At 63.7% G+C, this 15,216-nt stretch carries 17 protein-coding genes; 14 read left to right on the plus strand and 3 right to left on the minus strand.

The window, feature by feature from the left end; genetic code table 11:
• Positions 1 to 172 precede the first annotated feature (172 nt).
• Complete coding sequence (locus tag QME24_RS15270; RefSeq protein ID WP_009685814.1) at positions 173 to 628, minus strand: MaoC family dehydratase; 456 nt, start codon at positions 626 to 628, stop codon at positions 173 to 175.
• Between the two features lie 142 nt (positions 629 to 770).
• Here QME24_RS15270 and QME24_RS15275 point away from each other — a divergent pair, with 142 nt between their 5' ends.
• Genes QME24_RS15275 through QME24_RS15285 form a run of 3 tightly spaced genes read left to right on the plus strand, consistent with a single transcriptional unit; the run spans position 771 to position 2,446 of the window.
• On the plus strand, positions 771 to 1,133 hold the full coding sequence (locus tag QME24_RS15275; RefSeq protein ID WP_280091802.1) for a CidA/LrgA family protein: 363 nt from the start codon (positions 771 to 773) through the stop codon (positions 1,131 to 1,133).
• Positions 1,130 to 1,846: an LrgB family protein gene (locus QME24_RS15280; RefSeq protein WP_280091801.1), complete on the plus strand. Its 717-nt coding sequence runs from the start codon at positions 1,130 to 1,132 to the stop codon at positions 1,844 to 1,846. Before QME24_RS15275 ends, QME24_RS15280 begins: the two co-directional genes overlap by 4 nt.
• Positions 1,847 to 1,855: 9 nt before the next feature.
• Positions 1,856 to 2,446, plus strand: a complete 591-nt coding sequence (locus QME24_RS15285; RefSeq protein ID WP_009685818.1) for an LON peptidase substrate-binding domain-containing protein — start codon at positions 1,856 to 1,858, stop codon at positions 2,444 to 2,446.
• A gap of 78 nt (positions 2,447 to 2,524) precedes the next feature.
• Here the strand turns inward: QME24_RS15285 and QME24_RS15290 are convergent, their stop codons facing one another.
• A complete protein-coding gene (locus QME24_RS15290) occupies positions 2,525 to 3,841 on the minus strand; it encodes a bifunctional DedA family/phosphatase PAP2 family protein (protein WP_280091800.1) in 1,317 nt (438 codons plus the stop codon).
• 2 nt (positions 3,842 to 3,843) lie between these two features.
• Positions 3,844 to 4,512: a DNA-3-methyladenine glycosylase gene (locus QME24_RS15295; protein WP_029885808.1), complete on the minus strand. Its 669-nt coding sequence runs from the start codon at positions 4,510 to 4,512 to the stop codon at positions 3,844 to 3,846.
• A 326-nt stretch (positions 4,513 to 4,838) separates the two neighbouring features.
• Between QME24_RS15295 and QME24_RS15300 the strand changes: the two genes are divergently transcribed.
• The 11 genes from QME24_RS15300 (at position 4,839) to lipB (ending at position 15,214) form a co-directional block, all read left to right on the plus strand.
• Positions 4,839 to 6,110 (plus strand): glutamate-5-semialdehyde dehydrogenase, encoded by a 1,272-nt coding sequence (locus QME24_RS15300; protein ID WP_192441089.1) that lies wholly within the window; start codon positions 4,839 to 4,841, stop codon positions 6,108 to 6,110.
• Positions 6,079 to 6,771 (plus strand): nicotinate-nucleotide adenylyltransferase, encoded by a 693-nt coding sequence (nadD, locus tag QME24_RS15305; protein WP_280091799.1) that lies wholly within the window; start codon positions 6,079 to 6,081, stop codon positions 6,769 to 6,771. Before QME24_RS15300 ends, nadD begins: the two co-directional genes overlap by 32 nt.
• Positions 6,772 to 6,814: 43 nt before the next feature.
• Entirely contained in the window at positions 6,815 to 7,234 is a 420-nt protein-coding gene (gene rsfS / locus QME24_RS15310) for a ribosome silencing factor (RefSeq protein ID WP_009685825.1), read from the plus strand.
• 10 nt (positions 7,235 to 7,244) lie between these two features.
• The gene (gene rlmH, locus QME24_RS15315; RefSeq protein WP_054906038.1) at positions 7,245 to 7,712 is read left to right on the plus strand and encodes a 23S rRNA (pseudouridine(1915)-N(3))-methyltransferase RlmH; all 468 of its coding nucleotides are present in this window, start codon (positions 7,245 to 7,247) and stop codon (positions 7,710 to 7,712) included.
• A 16-nt stretch (positions 7,713 to 7,728) separates the two neighbouring features.
• On the plus strand, positions 7,729 to 9,618 hold the full coding sequence (gene mrdA / locus QME24_RS15320) for a penicillin-binding protein 2 (RefSeq protein ID WP_009685827.1): 1,890 nt from the start codon (positions 7,729 to 7,731) through the stop codon (positions 9,616 to 9,618).
• A 38-nt stretch (positions 9,619 to 9,656) separates the two neighbouring features.
• The gene (gene rodA, locus QME24_RS15325; protein WP_009685828.1) at positions 9,657 to 10,760 is read left to right on the plus strand and encodes a rod shape-determining protein RodA; all 1,104 of its coding nucleotides are present in this window, start codon (positions 9,657 to 9,659) and stop codon (positions 10,758 to 10,760) included.
• A 17-nt stretch (positions 10,761 to 10,777) separates the two neighbouring features.
• Positions 10,778 to 11,788: a lytic murein transglycosylase B gene (gene mltB / locus QME24_RS15330; protein ID WP_009685829.1), complete on the plus strand. Its 1,011-nt coding sequence runs from the start codon at positions 10,778 to 10,780 to the stop codon at positions 11,786 to 11,788.
• Complete coding sequence (locus QME24_RS15335) at positions 11,788 to 12,789, plus strand: septal ring lytic transglycosylase RlpA family protein (protein WP_009685830.1); 1,002 nt, start codon at positions 11,788 to 11,790, stop codon at positions 12,787 to 12,789. Before mltB ends, QME24_RS15335 begins: the two co-directional genes overlap by 1 nt.
• Before the next feature lie 271 nt (positions 12,790 to 13,060).
• On the plus strand, positions 13,061 to 14,221 hold the full coding sequence (locus QME24_RS15340) for a D-alanyl-D-alanine carboxypeptidase family protein (RefSeq protein ID WP_009685831.1): 1,161 nt from the start codon (positions 13,061 to 13,063) through the stop codon (positions 14,219 to 14,221).
• Between the two features lie 70 nt (positions 14,222 to 14,291).
• Positions 14,292 to 14,567 carry a DUF493 domain-containing protein gene (locus tag QME24_RS15345; protein WP_009685832.1) on the plus strand — a complete coding sequence of 92 codons (276 nt, stop codon included), beginning with the start codon at positions 14,292 to 14,294 and terminating at the stop codon, positions 14,565 to 14,567.
• Positions 14,567 to 15,214, plus strand: a complete 648-nt coding sequence (lipB, locus tag QME24_RS15350; RefSeq protein ID WP_009685833.1) for a lipoyl(octanoyl) transferase LipB — start codon at positions 14,567 to 14,569, stop codon at positions 15,212 to 15,214. Before QME24_RS15345 ends, lipB begins: the two co-directional genes overlap by 1 nt.
• Positions 15,215 to 15,216 lie beyond the last annotated feature (2 nt).

The following is a 15,216-nucleotide window of genomic DNA, read 5'->3' on the forward strand; positions in this document are numbered from 1 at the left end:
CAAACAAGGCGGCCGCGCGCGCCTGTCACAGGCGTTACTGGCCCGAAACAAACGTAGGAGCGAGCGCAGCTCGCGATTGCGTCGCGCGGGCGGCGCTCGATCTCACAGGCGCTGAAGATGCTCCGGCTACCCTTGCCAGGAACCATAGAATCTCCCACAGGGGCGTGGTGCATCAGACAAAGCAGAGCGAAAGCGACTCAGCAATATAAGCAGGCTTCTCTTCACCCTCGATTTCCAGCGTGGCAATCGCCTTGAGCAGCCACTGCCCCGGTCTTTTTTCGGTCACCTCGGCCAGGTCCACTTTCAGCCGCACCTGGCTGTTCACCTTGACCGGCTGGATGAAACGCACGCTGTCCAGCCCGTAGTTCACTACCATCTTCATGCCTTGCGGCAGCACCAGGATGTCTTCGATCAGCTTGGGGATCAGTGAAAGGGTCAGAAAGCCATGGGCAATCGTGCTGCCAAACGGGGTTTGCGCGGCCTTTTCCGGGTCGACATGGATGAACTGGAAATCGCCGGTGGCTTCGGCGAACAGGTTGATGCGCTGCTGGTCGATCTTCAGCCAGGCCGAGCGGCCCAGTTCCTTACCAACGTATTGCGAAAGCTCTGTAACCGGTACATAGGGCATCGCGGACTCTCCAGGTTGTCAGTTGGTACGAAAGTGCAAGATCAGCACGCTCGGCCATTGCAGTCAAGTTGTCCGCTTTTCGGCGAATATCGATCTATAGCACGGCGTGCTTATAATGGCGCCATGCCCAAGGGAGATGCTTATGCTGTTGCGTGGTCTGACCTGGCTGGTGCTGTTCCAGCTGTTGGGAACGGCGATCAACCATCTGTTGCTGCCGGTTTTGCCGGGCCCGATCATTGGCCTGTTGCTGCTGCTGGGCTTCCTCATGGCCCGCGGCGAGGTTGGCATGCCGCTGAATGAAGCGGCCAGCAGCCTGCTGCGCTACCTGCCGCTGTTGCTGGTGCCGCCGGCGGTGGGGGTGATGGTCTATGCCCGGGATATCGCTGCCGACTTCTGGGCGATTGTCGGCGCCCTGCTGATTTCCTGCCTGCTGACCCTGGTTTTCGTCGGGGTGCTGATGCAGAGGCTGATCCAGCGCCAGAGCAAGCGCGAGGAGCAGCCATGATGCTTGACTGGCAAGGCACCCTGGATGCGGTCGTGCACCACCCTTTGTTTGGCATCGGTCTCACCCTGGCGGCCTACCAACTGGTGCTCGCCGCCTACGACAAGACGCGCTGGATCTTCCTGCAGCCGGTGTTGGTGTCGATGCTGCTGGTGATCGGCGTGCTGCTGGCGTGCGGCATCGACTACAGCGAATACCGCAACAGCACGCAAATCATGAATACCCTGCTGGGCCCGGCCACCGTGGCCCTGGCGGTGCCTTTGTACCTCAACCTGCGGCGCATCCGGCAGTTGTTCTGGCCCATCTTTACTACGCTGGTAGTCGGGGGGCTGTTTGCCACCCTGTGTTGCCTGCTGCTGGGCTGGTGGTTCGGTGCCGAGCACATGATCCTGATGACCATGGCGCCCAAGTCGGTCACCTCGCCGATTGCCATGCTGGTGGCCGAACAGATTGGCGGGGTCGCTGCCCTGGCAGCGGTGTTCGTGCTGATTACCGGGGTAATCGGCGCCATCTTCGGCCCGGCGCTGCTCAGCCGTGTTGGCGTGCACAGCCCGGAAGCCCGCGGCATGTCGCTGGGGGTGACGGCGCACGCGGTGGGCACTTCGGTGGCCCTGCAGGAAAGTGACGAATGCGGCGCCTTTGCCGCGCTTGCAATGAGCCTGATGGGCGTAGCCACGGCGGTGTTCCTGCCGTTGGCGGTGAGCCTGGTGGCCTGAGGACTGGTGATGACGCTACCGCTGTTTCCGCTCAATACCGTGCTGTTTCCTGGCTGCTTTCTCGACTTGCAGATTTTTGAGGCGCGCTACCTCGACATGATCGGGCGCTGCATGAAGCAGGGCGAAGGGTTTGGCGTGGTGTGCATCCTGGAGGGCGAGCAGGTGGGCAAGGCGCCGCCGACGGTCGCCTCGATCGGCTGCGAGGCGCTGATCCGCGATTTCGTACAGCAGGACAACGGCTTGCTGGGCATTCGCGTCGAAGGCGTGCGGCGCTTCAACCTGGACAGCACCGAGGTGCAAAAGGACCAGTTGCTGGTAGGGCAGGTGCAGTGGCTGGCCGAGCAGGCCGACAGCCCGTTGCTGGAAGCGGACGATGACCTGGTGGCGCTGCTGGTGGCCTTGGGTGAGCACCCGATGGTCGAGGCGCTGGACATGCCGCGCCCGCTGGACGGGCGCCAGGCGCTGGCCAACCAGCTGGCTTACCTGCTGCCGTTCATGGAAGAAGACAAGCTGGACCTGCTGAGCCTCGACTCGCCGCAGCAGCGGCTGGGCGAGATCCAGAAATTGCTGGAGCGGATTCAGGGCGAGCTGTTTGCCTGAGGTGAGAGTTGCCTGCGCCGGCCTGTTGGTAGCGGAGCCTGTGTAGTAGCGGCTTGCCCCATCGACAGGCCGGCAACATCAATAGTGATACCTGGCCAACGCCTGCGGCAGTGCGTGCATGGCAAAAAAGGCCAGCAGCGCCACGCAAGCCGGCAACACCAGCCACCATACCCGCTGCGGCAAGGCCGGCAGCGGCTGGCGGTACTGCACCAGGGTCAGGCTCAAGGCGCACACGCAGCAGGCCAGCAGGGCCCCGGCGAGGATATCTGTGGGCCAGTGAGCACCCAGGTAGACCCGCGACAGGGCAATCGCCAGCGCCGGAATGCAGCCCAGCATCACCCAGGTCAGGCGCATCCGCGGCGGCTGACCGCGCCCGGCCAGCACCGCCATCACCAGGAAGAAGGCAAACGATGCCGAGCTGTGCCCGCTGGGCATGCTGTAGCTGGTCAGCGGGTCGCTCAGTACCTCGGGCCGGGCACGGGCAAACAGCCATTTGAGGGTGCCATTGGCGATTGCCGTGCCCATCAGCGCGCCACCGGCGAACACAGCGTGACGCCATTGCCGGGCCAGCAGCAACAGGCCGGTCAGCAAGGCGCCCAGGAACAGCTGGGTTCTGAAGTCGCCCAGGCGGGTGACCAGGACCACGGTGCCATCGATGGCCTGGCTGCGGTGCTCCTGCACCAGGGTCATCACGCCTTGGTCGAATTCATGCAGGTACGGCCAGCCCAGAAAAATGCCGGCCAGGGCGAGCAGATTCAAGCCGGCAACCAGCCGGGTGCCGTGGCGTTGATCGCGAATGCTGCTGTTCAGGCTCAGGCCGATCAGCACGGCCAGGCCGCCGGCGAGGATGCCGGCGTCCAGCCAGAAGCCCTCTGGCAAGGGCAGGCGCATGGCAGCCCCCGTGGCCCAGCCAGGCAGCAGGTAGGCCACTGACCAACCCGCGCCGGCCACCAGGCTGACGGCGATGAAGCGTGGCAGCGGCATGTCGAACATGCCGGCGACCATCGGCAGCATGGGGCGCAGCGGGCCGATGAAGCGGCCGACCAGCAGACTGGCGATGCCGTAGCGCTGGAAGTAGGTTTCGGCGCTGCCGATCCATTCCGGGTGATGGCGCAGCAATGGCAGCCGGCGGATGTTCTGGTGAAAGTACTTGCCCACCGTGTATGACAGGGCGTCGCCCAGCAGCCCGCCGAGAAAACCCAGCAGCAAGGTCTCGCCCAGGCTGAAGGTGCCGCTACCGGCCAGTACCGCCACGGCGAACAGCAGCACCGTACCCGGCACGATGATGCCGGCGATGGCCAGGCATTCGACGCAGGCCACCAGGAAAATCGCCACGCCAAGCCACTGGGGGTTGGCGCTGAGCCAGCCGGTCAGGCTGTCGAGCCATTGGCCCATGGTCAGCTTCCTTGTTCGAGAATGAAGAAATCGCGACCTTCGACTTGGCCGCGGCGCAAGGGGTTCCGCGTGCAGAAACGCGCGTACTCGGCATCGACGAAGCGGTACGGCAGGTGCTCGTCGCGCCCGTGCGGGATACCCAGGCGGGTGGCCTGGATCACCTTCGGCACGGGGCTGCCACAATCCTCCACATACAGGCGCTCGGCGTCGAAGCGCCGGGCGTCCCACTGTGGCACTTTCAAGCCCAGGGCGCGGCACAGCAGCGTTTGCCCGGCGCACAGGCGCTCCGGCGGGCGCAGCTTGCCACTGGCATCGGGGTTGTTCAGTTGCATCTGGGCCAGGCTGTTGGGGCCCGAGCGGGCGTCCTGCCAAGGATAGGCGGACTTGATGAGCACTGCGTTGCCAGGGCCGTGGGCGCTGAAGTTCAGCGAGTCGCCGCCGCGCGCGTAGTACATGTAGATATGCCCGCCATCGAGGAACAGCGCCTTGCGCTTCTCGGTGTAGCCGAGTGAGGCATGGCTGCCTTTGTCGGTGAGGTAGTAGGCCTCGGTTTCGATGATGCGCGCCGCCAGCCACAGGTCGCCCTGGCGATGGCGGATGACCTTGCCAAGCAGGGCTTTGGCCAGGGTTTGGGCGTCGCGGTCGAAAAAGCTGTCGGGCAGGGCTGGCATGCGGGCTGTTCGCGATCTGGGGACGCCGGATAATAGCAATGAATGGCTTAATCGAGGCTGAATCGAGTGTGGTGTTGGCGGGGCCGGCCCTTTCGCGGGCATGCCCGCTCCCACAGGTACTGCATGGCCCAAGGCCTTGTGAAATCCCTGTGGGAGCGGGCGCGCCCGCTAATGGGCCACAGCAGGAGAGTGATTTCGATAAGAGCGGTTACATCTTTCCTGCATATTGCCCAGGCCATTTTCGACCATCCGCCACCCACCGCTGGGCGTATACCTGCGCGGCAGTTATAATCAGCCGATTTCCCCTTCGCCAAGACACCGAACCCATGACCGAGTCCGTTCTTGACTATATGACCCGCCTGGGTCGCGCTGCCCGCGAGGCGTCCCGGGTCATCGGCCGTGCCAGCACTGCGCAGAAGAACCGCGCCCTGTTGGCCGCCGCCGATGCGCTGGATGCTGCCCGCGCCGAGCTCACCGCTGCCAACGAACTGGACCTGGCCGCCGGCCGTGCCAATGGCCTGGAGCCTGCGCTGCTGGATCGCCTGGCGCTGACCCCGGCGCGTATCGACGGCATGATCACCGGCCTGCGCCAGGTGGCCAGCCTGCCGGACCCGGTGGGCGCCATCCGGGACATGAGCTACCGCCCATCGGGCATCCAGGTCGGCAAGATGCGTACGCCACTGGGGGTGATCGGGATCATCTACGAGTCGCGCCCCAACGTGACCATCGATGCCGCCAGCCTGTGCCTGAAGTCGGGTAACGCCACCATCCTGCGTGGGGGCTCCGAAGCCATTCATTCCAACCGCGCCATCGCCACCTGCATCCAGCGTGGCCTGGCTGCCGCCGACTTGCCGGCCGCGGTGGTCCAGGTGGTCGAAACCACCGACCGCGAGGCCGTGGGCGCGCTGATCAGCATGCCTGCGTTCGTCGATGTCATCGTCCCACGGGGTGGCCGTGGCCTCATCGAGCGCATCAGCCGCGATGCCCGCGTGCCGGTGATCAAGCACCTGGACGGTATCTGCCACATCTATGTCAGCCAGCATGCCGACCTGGACAAGGCCTGGAATGTGGCATTCAACGCCAAGACATACCGCTACGGCATTTGCGGGGCCATGGAAACGCTGCTGGTCGACCAGCAGGTGGCCGAGCGCTTCCTGCCGGAAATGGCCCGCCGCTTCCGGGACAAAGGCGTGGAACTGCGGGGTTGCGAGCGCACCCAGGCACTCATCGACGCCAAACCGGCTACCGAAGACGACTGGCACACCGAGTACCTGGACGCGATCCTGGCGATCCGCGTGGTCGACGGCCTGGACCAGGCTATCGAACACATCAATCACTATGGCTCGCACCACACCGACTCGATCATCACCGAACACCAGGGCGAAGCCCGCCAGTTCATGGCGGAGGTCGATTCGGCATCGGTCATGCTCAACACCCCAACCTGTTTCGCCGATGGTTTCGAGTACGGGCTCGGCGCGGAAATCGGCATTTCCACCGACAAGCTGCATGCCCGCGGCCCCGTCGGCCTGGAGGGGCTGACCTGCGAAAAATACGTCGTCATCGGTGATGGCCAGTTGCGCGGTCAGGGGTCCTGCTGAGTTGAGCAAGGCCCAGGCAGTCCGGCGCATCGGCATTCTCGGCGGAACCTTCGATCCGGTGCACATCGGCCACCTGCGCAGCGCGCTGGAAGTGGCCGAGTTCATGGGGCTGGACGAACTGCGCCTGCTGCCCAATGCCCGGCCGCCGCACCGCGATACCCCGCAGGTGGCCGCGCAAGACCGCCTGGCCATGGTGCGCGAAGCGGTACAGGGGGTGGCCTGCCTGAGCGTCGACGCCCGTGAGCTCGAGCGTGACAAGCCGTCGTACACCATCGACACACTGGAGTCGGTCCGTGCCGAACTGGCCGGTAGCGACCAGTTGTTCCTGGTGCTGGGCTGGGATGCCTTCTGTGGCTTGCCCAACTGGCACCGCTGGGAAGAATTGCTGCAACACTGTCACATTCTGGTGCTGCAACGCCCGGATGCCGACGTAGAACCCCCTGACGAGCTGCGCAACCTGCTGGCTGCGCGCTCGGAGAGCGATCCCACCGCCATGTCCGGCCCGGCGGGAAATATTTCGTTCGTCTGGCAGACACCGCTTGCGGTGTCGGCTACACAGATCCGACAGCTGCTGGCCAGCGGCAAATCGGTGAGGTTCCTGGTGCCGGACGCCGTACTGGCCTATATCGAGGCGCACGAACTGTATCGTGCGCCCAACTGACGGCGCCCCTGGCGCCTCATCCAACGAGTTGAACGAGTTTTATATGACCAAGCAGAAAATATACGGCGAAGAACTGGTCGCAGTGACCAAGGCCGCGCTGGAAGACGTGAAGGCCCAGGACATCCAGGTCATCGACGTGCGCGAGAAACACAGCCTGACCGATTACATGATCATTGCCACCGGTACCTCCAACCGCCAGATCAACGCCATGGCCGAAAAGGTCCGTGAAGCCGTCAAGGCCAAGGGCGCACAGCCTCTGGGCGAAGAAGGCAAGGGCGACAGCGATTGGGTGCTGCTGGACCTGAACGACGTCATCGTGCACATGATGACCGCCGCTGCGCGCCAGTTCTACGACCTGGAGCGCCTGTGGCAAGGCGCCGAGCAAAGCCGTGCTGCCGATGGCAAGCACCACAGCCCGGACCATGCCCACGAGTATTCCGACAAGCTCAAAGACCGCGAATAAGGGCAGCGCCGTGCGTTTGCGCCTGATTGCGGTCGGCTCGCGCATGCCGAAGTGGGTCGAGGAAGGCTGGCATGAATATGCCAAGCGCCTGCCCACCGAGCTGTCGCTGGAGCTGGTGGAAATTCCGCTGAACACCCGTGGCAAGAATGCCGACGTCGCCCGCCTGATCCGTCAGGAGGGCGAGGCCATGCTGAGCAAGGTGCAGCCCGGGGAACGCATCGTTACCCTGGAGGTCCATGGCAAGCCCTGGAGTACCGAGCAACTGGCGGGCGAGCTGGATCGCTGGCGGCTGGACGCGCGCACGGTCAATTTGATGGTGGGCGGCCCGGAGGGCCTGGCGCCTGAGGTTTGCGCGCGCGCCGAGCAACGCTGGTCGCTGTCGCCGCTGACCCTGCCACACCCGTTGGTAAGGATACTCATCGGCGAGCAGATCTACCGCGCCTGGACCGTGTTGTCCGGGCACCCTTACCACAAATGAGCCTGTAAGCCGTCCGATGTCGCAGCCGATCCGTCTCAAGGACCACGAGAAAGACGCCCGCCTGGTGCGTAACCGCGTCGTGGTCGGCGCAATCGCGGTGGTGCTGCTGGTGTGCGTGCTGATCGCGCGGCTGTACTACCTGCAGATCATCCAGTACGACTACCACTCCACGCTGTCGGAGAACAACCGGGTGCATGTGCAGCCGATCCCGCCGACCCGCGGGTTGATCTTCGACCGTAACGGCGTGATCGTGGCCGACAACCGGCCCAGTTTCAGCCTGTCGATGACCCGCGAACGCGCGGGTAACTGGCAGGAAGTACTGGACACCATCGTCGAAGTGCTGGAATTGACCGAAGACGACCGCGCCCTGTTCGAGAAGCGCATGCGCCAGGGCCGCCGGCCGTTCGAGCCGGTGCCGATCCTGTTCGAGCTCAACGAAGAACAGATTGCCCGGGTGGCGGTCAACCAGTTCCGCCTGCCGGGTGTGGAGGTGGTCGCGCAGCTGGTGCGGCATTACCCACAGGGGGCGCACTTCGCCCATTCGGTGGGTTACGTGGGGCGGATCAACGAGAAAGAGCTGAAAACCCTCGACCCGGTGAACTACAGCGGTACCCACCATATCGGCAAGACCGGCATCGAGCGCTTCTATGAGGATGCACTGCACGGCCAGGTCGGTTACGAGGAAGTCGAGACCAACGCCCGCGGCCGCGTGCTGCGGGTGCTCAAGCGCACCGACCCCAAGCCGGGCAAGGACATCGTGCTGAGCCTGGACATCAAGCTGCAGGAAGCCGCCGAGGCCGCCCTGGGTGGCCGCCGGGGCGCCGTGGTGGCGCTGGACCCGCGCACTGGCGAGGTTCTGGCCATGGTCAGCCAGCCAAGCTTCGATCCCAACCTGTTCGTCACCGGCATCAGCTTCAAGGCGTATGCCGAGTTGCGTGATTCGATCGACCGGCCGCTGTTCAACCGCGTGTTGCGCGGCTTGTACCCGCCGGGCTCCACCATCAAGCCGGCGGTGGCGATTGCCGGCCTGGACAGCGGTGTGGTCAACGCCAGTAGCCGGGTATTCGACCCTGGCTACTACCAACTGCCCAACTACGACCACAAATACCGTAACTGGAACCGCTCGGGTGATGGCTGGGTCGACCTGGACACCGCGATCATGCGCTCAAACGACACCTACTTCTACGACCTTGCCCACAAGATGGGCATCGACCGGCTGTCCAGTTACATGAACAAGTTTGGCATCGGCCAGCGGGTATCCCTGGACATGTTCGAGGAATCTGCCGGGCTGATGCCATCGCGGGAATGGAAGCGCGCCACCCGCCGCCAGGCCTGGTTCCCGGGTGAAACCCTGATTCTTGGCATTGGCCAGGGCTACATGCAGGCGACGCCGTTGCAACTGGCCCAGGCCACTGCGCTGATCGCCAACAAAGGCGTATGGAACCGCCCGCACCTGGCCAAGACCATCGAAGGCCAGCCGCCGGTGGACGAAAACCCCATGGCGAACATCGTGCTGCGGGACAAGTCGGACTGGGCCAAGGTCACCCATGGCATGGAGCAGGTGATGCACAACGCCCGCGGTACCGCACGCAAGGCCGCCCTCGGTGCCCAATACCGCATCGCCGGCAAGAGCGGTACCGCCCAGGTGGTGGCGATCAAGCAGGGTGAAAAGTACGACCGTAACAAACTCCAGGAGCGCCACCGTGACCACGCCCTGTTCGTTGCCTTCGCTCCGGCCGAAGCCCCGCAGATCGTGGTGTCGGTGATGGTCGAGAACGGCGAGTCCGGTTCGGGTGTTGCGGCACCGGTGGTCCGCCAGATCATGGACGCCTGGCTGCTCGACGAAAATGGCCGTCTCAAGCCCGAGTTCGCGCCTGCTACCGCTACCCAGGAATCAGCCCTGTGATGAACAATTTCGATCGCATGCTCTCCAGTGAGGATGTGATGCGTCGGCGCGCCAGCTTCCTGCAGCGCATTCATGTCGACGGCCCTTTGCTGATCATTCTACTGACCCTCGCCGCCGGCAGCCTGTTCGTGCTGTATTCGGCCAGCGGCAAGAACTGGGACCTGCTGCTCAAGCAGGCGACCTCGTTCGGCATCGGTCTGGTGTCGATGTTCGTCATCGCCCAGCTGGAGCCGCGCTTCATGGCCCGCTGGGTGCCGCTGGCCTACCTCACCGGGGTGCTGCTGCTGGTGGTGGTGGACGTGATGGGCCATAACGCCATGGGCGCCACGCGCTGGATCAACATCCCGGGGGTGATCCGCTTCCAGCCCTCGGAATTCATGAAGATCATCATGCCGGCGACCATTGCCTGGTACCTGTCCAAGCGCACCTTGCCGCCGCACCTGAAGCACGTGGCCATCAGCCTGGTGCTGATCGGCGTGCCATTCATTCTGATCGTGCGCCAGCCCGACCTGGGCACCGCACTGCTGATCCTGGCATCGGGCGCCTTCGTGCTGTTCATGGGTGGCCTGCGCTGGCGCTGGATCCTCAGCGTACTGGCAGCGGCGGTGCCGGTGGCGGTGGCGATGTGGTTCTTTGTCATGCACGACTACCAGAAGCAGCGGGTACTGACCTTCCTCGACCCGGAAAGCGACCCGCTGGGCACCGGCTGGAACATCATCCAGTCCAAGGCGGCAATCGGTTCGGGCGGGGTGTTCGGCAAAGGCTGGCTGCTCGGCACCCAGTCGCACCTGGACTTCCTTCCGGAAAGCCATACCGACTTCATCATCGCCGTGCTCGGCGAGGAGTTCGGCCTGGTCGGTATCTGCCTGCTGCTGATCGTCTACCTGCTGCTGATCGGCCGTGGCCTGATGATTACCGCCCAGGCCCAGACCCTGTTCGGCAAGCTGCTGGCGGGTAGCCTGACCATGACCTTCTTTGTCTACGTATTCGTCAATATCGGCATGGTCAGCGGTCTGCTGCCCGTAGTGGGCGTGCCGCTGCCCTTTATCAGCTATGGCGGAACATCCTTGGTAACGCTGCTGTCAGCGTTTGGCGTTCTCATGTCGATCCATACGCACCGAAAATGGATCGCACAGGTTTGAAAAAGGTGAACAATTTGATGCAAGCAGTGCGTAACTGGGCTGCCCGTTGTGCGCCGTGGGTCGGCGCGGTGGGCCTGTTCGGCGCTGTACAGCTGGCCCATGCCGGCGACTATGAGGGTTCGCCACAGGTGGCCGAGCTGGTGGGCGAAATGAGCCGAGACTACGGTTTTGCCCCGGAGCAGCTGATGGGGGTGTTCCGTGAGGTGCAGCGCAAGCAGTCGATTCTGGATGCCATCTCGCGCCCTGCCGAGCGGGTAAAGCCGTGGAAGGACTACCGGCCGATGTTCATCACCGATGCGCGCATTGCCCGTGGGGTGGATTTCTGGCGCCAGCACGAGGCGGTGCTGGCGCGCGCCGAGCAGGAATACGGGGTACCCGCGCAATACATCGTCGCGATCATTGGGGTCGAAACCTTCTTCGGCCGCAACACCGGCAACTACCGGGTGATCGATGCCCTGTCGACGCTGGGCTTCGACTACCCGCCGCGCGCCGAGTTCTTCCGCAAGGAGCTGCGCGAGTTCCTGCTGCTGGCGCGCGACGAGCAGCTGGACCCGTTGACCCTCAAAGGCTCCTACGCCGGTGCCATGGGCCTTCCACAGTTCATGCCGAGCAGTTTTCGCAACTACGCGGTGGACTTCGACGGTGACGGCCACATCAACATCTGGAACAACCCGGACGATGCCATTGGCAGCGTGGCCAACTACTTCAAGCGCCACGGCTGGGTAGCCGGCGAAGGCGTGGTCAGCCGCGCCTGGGTAGAAGGTGCGCGCGCCGACGAAGGCCTGACCACCGGTATCGAGCCGGTCAAGACCGCGGGGGAGTTGCGCGCGCTTGGCTGGTCGGTTCATGATTCGCTGCGCGATGATCTGCCGGTTACGGCCTTCCGGCTCGAAGGCGACAATGGCCCCGAGTACTGGATGGGGCTGAAGAACTTCTACGCGATCACTCGCTACAACCGCAGCGTGATGTATGCCATGGCGGTGCATCAGCTCGCGGAACAGCTGGTTCAAGTACGGGGCGTCAAGTAATGCGCGCAATCATCTCTGCACACTCTTTCAAGCTGCTCACCTGCCTCGCCGTTGGCCTGGTGCTGGCCAGTTGCTCTTCCAACCGCCCGGCCCCGCAAAAAAGCAGCGGCAACGTGGTACGCAGCCAGCCGGGCCTGGATATCAACCGGGCACACAAGGATGGCGCGCCGTGGTGGGACGTGGATGTGAACAAGATCCCCGACGCCACGCCAACCGTGCACACCGGTAACTACAAGGCCAACCCCTACACGGTGCTGGGCAAGACCTACTACCCCATGCAGGACTCGCGCAACTACCGCGCCGAGGGTACCGCGTCCTGGTACGGCACCAAGTTTCACGGGCAGAACACCGCCAATGGTGAGCTGTACGACCTGTACGGCATGAGTGCCGCGCACAAGACCTTGCCGCTGCCGGCCTATGTGCGCGTGACCAACCTGGCCAACGGCCGTAGCGTGATTCTGCGGGTCAATGACCGTGGGCCGTTCTATTCCGACCGCATCATCGACCTGTCCTATGCCGCAGCGAAGAAGCTCGGTTATGCCGAAATCGGCACCGCACACGTGCGCGTCGAGGGCATCGACCCGCAGCAATGGTGGGCCCAGCGTGGCCAGACGCCACCGATGGTGCTGAAGGAGCCCCAGGTGGCCCAGACCCAGGCGGTGCCGGCCACGACCGGGCGGGTCGAGCAATGGACGCCGCCGCCGCAGCAGCACGCGGCGCCGGTGGTGCCGGTACAGGTAGGGGGCAACAACGTACCGGGTGGCAAAGGCGGCAGCTTCCTGCAGGTGGGTGCCTTCGCCAACCCGGATGCCGCCGAACTGCTGCGCTCCAAGCTCAGCACCATGGTCAGCGCGCCGGTGTTCATCAGCTCGATCGTGCGTAACCAGCAGACCCTGCACCGCGTGCGGCTGGGGCCGATCGGCAGCCAGGGCGAGATCCAGCAAGCCCAGGACAGCATCCGCCTGGCGAACTTGGGGCAGGCCAAGCTGGTCACAGACTGAGCTCAGCTACAAGCAACCGGCTGCAAGCTGCAAGCTGCAAGAAGACCCTGCGCCCACCCGCTTTGTCTTTCGGCTTGCCGCTTGAAACTCTTGCTGTCGGTTTTGTCATGAACTGCCGGGCTCGGCCATGTACAATGTCGGCTTTTGCCCGCAGCGGCATAAAGCCGCACTGTAGCGGGCCAGGCCTCTGGCCATAAAACTAGACTGACTGGCGCTGGGCGCATGATGTTGCCCAGGGAACATCAGACCATTAGCGATTTTCGAGAGACGGATGAACATCACCAACCTTGCCAAACGACTTTGCCTGCCTGTACTGCTGCTGATCACGCCTGCTGCCTTCGCGGCCGAGCAGATGACACCGGCACCACCACAACTGGCAGCCAAGTCCTACGTACTCATGGACGCGTCCAGCGGCAACGTGCTGGTCGAAAACAACGGTGACGAGCGCCTGCCGCCAGCCAGCCTGACCAAGCTGATGACCGCCTACATCGCCACCCTGGACATCCGCCGTGGCCAGATCGGCGAGAACGACCCGGTTACCGTCAGTGAAAACGCCTGGCGTACCGGCGGTTCGCGCATGTTCATCAAGGTTGGCAGCCAGGTCACCGTCAGCGACCTGCTGCACGGCATCATCATCCAGTCCGGCAACGATGCCTCGGTCGCCCTGTCCGAGCACATCGCCGGCAGCGAAGATGCCTTCGCCGACATGATGAACAAGACCGCGGCCGACCTGGGCATGACCAACAGCCACTTCATGAACCCGACTGGCCTGCCGAACCCGGACCACTACTCATCGGCCCATGACATGGCGGTACTGGCCCGGGCGATCATCAACGTCGACCCGGCGCACTACGCCATCTATTCGCAGAAAGAGTTCTTCTGGAACAACATCAAGCAGCCTAACCGCAACCTGCTGCTGTGGCGTGACAAGACCGTCGACGGCCTGAAAACCGGCCACACCGAAGAAGCAGGCTACTGCATGGTGGCTTCGGCGGTACGCGATGGCCAGCGCCTGATCGCGGTGGTGTTCGGCACCAACAGCGAACAAGCGCGTGCTGCCGAAACCCAGAAGCTGCTGACCTACGGCTTCCGCTTCTTCGAAACCCAGACCTTCTACCAGAAGGGCACCGAGCTGACCCAGGCGCCGGTGTGGAAGGGCGCCACTGGCCAAGTCAAGGCCGGCCTGGCCGACGACCTGACCATGACCATGCCTAAAGGCCAGCTCAAGCGCCTGGTCGCCACGATGACCATGAACCCGCAGCTCACCGCGCCAATCGCCAAAGGTGACGTGATCGGCAAAGTGGAAGTCAAACTGGACGAGAAAGTGGTTCACAGCGCCGACCTGATCGCCCTCGATGGCGTCGAGGAAGGTGGTTTCTTCCGCCGTATGTGGGATAGCATCCGTCTATTCTTCTACGGGTTGTTCAACTGATACGTGACCTGCACACCCCCGCGCATCACGCGGGGGTGTTGTTGCCACGGCTTACGAGGCCGTTTCCGCCATGAGCGAACCAGACGTCAAGTCGCACAAGATCGAATTCCCTTGCGCCGATTACCCGATCAAAGTCATCGGTGACACCGTTGTCGGCTTCAAGGACACGGTTATTGAGATTCTCAGCAAGCACGCCAAAGTCGACCTTTCCACCCTGGCCGAACGCCAGAGCAAGGAAGGCAAGTACACCACCGTGCAACTGCACATCGTTGCCGAAAGCGAGAACCAGCTGCACGATATCAACAGCGCCCTGCGCGCTACCGGTATCGTGAAAATGGTGCTCTGATGCCCGCCTGCCTCGGTTTTCGCGAGCTTGGCCTGCAGCCCTACCAACCGGTGCTGGAGGCCATGCGGCGCTTCACCGAGCAGCGCAGCCCGGCCAGCCAGGATGAAATCTGGCTGGTCGAGCACCCTGCGGTCTTTACCCAGGGCCAGGCCGGCAAGGCCGAGCACCTGCTGGTGCCGGGTGACATCCCGGTGGTGCAGACCGACCGCGGCGGCCAGGTGACCTACCATGGCCCCGGGCAGTTGGTGGCCTACCTGCTGCTGGATGTACGCCGGCTGGGTTTTGGTGTACGTGAGCTGGTCAGCCGTATCGAGCAGACCCTCATCGACCTGCTGGCCAGCTATGGCGTGCAGGCTTCAGCCAAGCCCGATGCGCCGGGCGTCTATGTCGATGGAGCGAAAATCGCCTCCCTCGGCCTGCGAATTCGCAACGGCCGTTCGTTTCACGGCCTTGCCCTGAACGTGGACATGGACCTTGCGCCATTCCGCCGAATCAACCCCTGCGGTTATGCGGGGCTGGCGATGACCCAGCTACGTGACCTGGCAGGCCCGATCGAACTCGACGAGGTCAGGACAAGGCTGCGCGGACAGCTGGTCAAGCACCTCGACTACGCTGAGCAGACGACCCTCACGGGCGGAATCGACTGAAT

This window comes from Pseudomonas sp. PARCl1, assembly GCF_947311875.1.
GTDB classification, from domain to species: Bacteria; Pseudomonadota; Gammaproteobacteria; order Pseudomonadales; family Pseudomonadaceae; genus Aquipseudomonas; species Aquipseudomonas juntendi.

Bases quoted from the DNA above. Each gene is read 5' to 3' on its own strand.
- QME24_RS15280 (WP_280091801.1), top strand. From the start codon at position 1,130: ATGATGCTTGACTGGCAAGGCACCCTGGATGCGGTCGTGCACCACCCT.
- QME24_RS15285 (WP_009685818.1), top strand. From the start codon at position 1,856: ATGACGCTACCGCTGTTTCCGCTCAATACCGTGCTGTTTCCTGGCTGC.
- QME24_RS15290 (WP_280091800.1), bottom strand. From the start codon at position 3,841: ATGGGCCAATGGCTCGACAGCCTGACCGGCTGGCTCAGCGCCAACCCC.
- QME24_RS15300 (WP_192441089.1), top strand. From the start codon at position 4,839: ATGACCGAGTCCGTTCTTGACTATATGACCCGCCTGGGTCGCGCTGCC.
- QME24_RS15345 (WP_009685832.1), top strand. From the start codon at position 14,292: ATGAGCGAACCAGACGTCAAGTCGCACAAGATCGAATTCCCTTGCGCC.
- QME24_RS15295 (WP_029885808.1), bottom strand. From the start codon at position 4,512: ATGCCAGCCCTGCCCGACAGCTTTTTCGACCGCGACGCCCAAACCCTG.
- nadD (WP_280091799.1), top strand. From the start codon at position 6,079: ATGGCCAGTTGCGCGGTCAGGGGTCCTGCTGAGTTGAGCAAGGCCCAG.
- lipB (WP_009685833.1), top strand. From the start codon at position 14,567: ATGCCCGCCTGCCTCGGTTTTCGCGAGCTTGGCCTGCAGCCCTACCAA.
- QME24_RS15275 (WP_280091802.1), top strand. From the start codon at position 771: ATGCTGTTGCGTGGTCTGACCTGGCTGGTGCTGTTCCAGCTGTTGGGA.
- mrdA (WP_009685827.1), top strand. From the start codon at position 7,729: ATGTCGCAGCCGATCCGTCTCAAGGACCACGAGAAAGACGCCCGCCTG.
- QME24_RS15270 (WP_009685814.1), bottom strand. From the start codon at position 628: ATGCCCTATGTACCGGTTACAGAGCTTTCGCAATACGTTGGTAAGGAA.
- QME24_RS15335 (WP_009685830.1), top strand. From the start codon at position 11,788: ATGCGCGCAATCATCTCTGCACACTCTTTCAAGCTGCTCACCTGCCTC.
- QME24_RS15340 (WP_009685831.1), top strand. From the start codon at position 13,061: ATGAACATCACCAACCTTGCCAAACGACTTTGCCTGCCTGTACTGCTG.
- rodA (WP_009685828.1), top strand. From the start codon at position 9,657: ATGCGTCGGCGCGCCAGCTTCCTGCAGCGCATTCATGTCGACGGCCCT.
- mltB (WP_009685829.1), top strand. From the start codon at position 10,778: ATGCAAGCAGTGCGTAACTGGGCTGCCCGTTGTGCGCCGTGGGTCGGC.
- rsfS (WP_009685825.1), top strand. From the start codon at position 6,815: ATGACCAAGCAGAAAATATACGGCGAAGAACTGGTCGCAGTGACCAAG.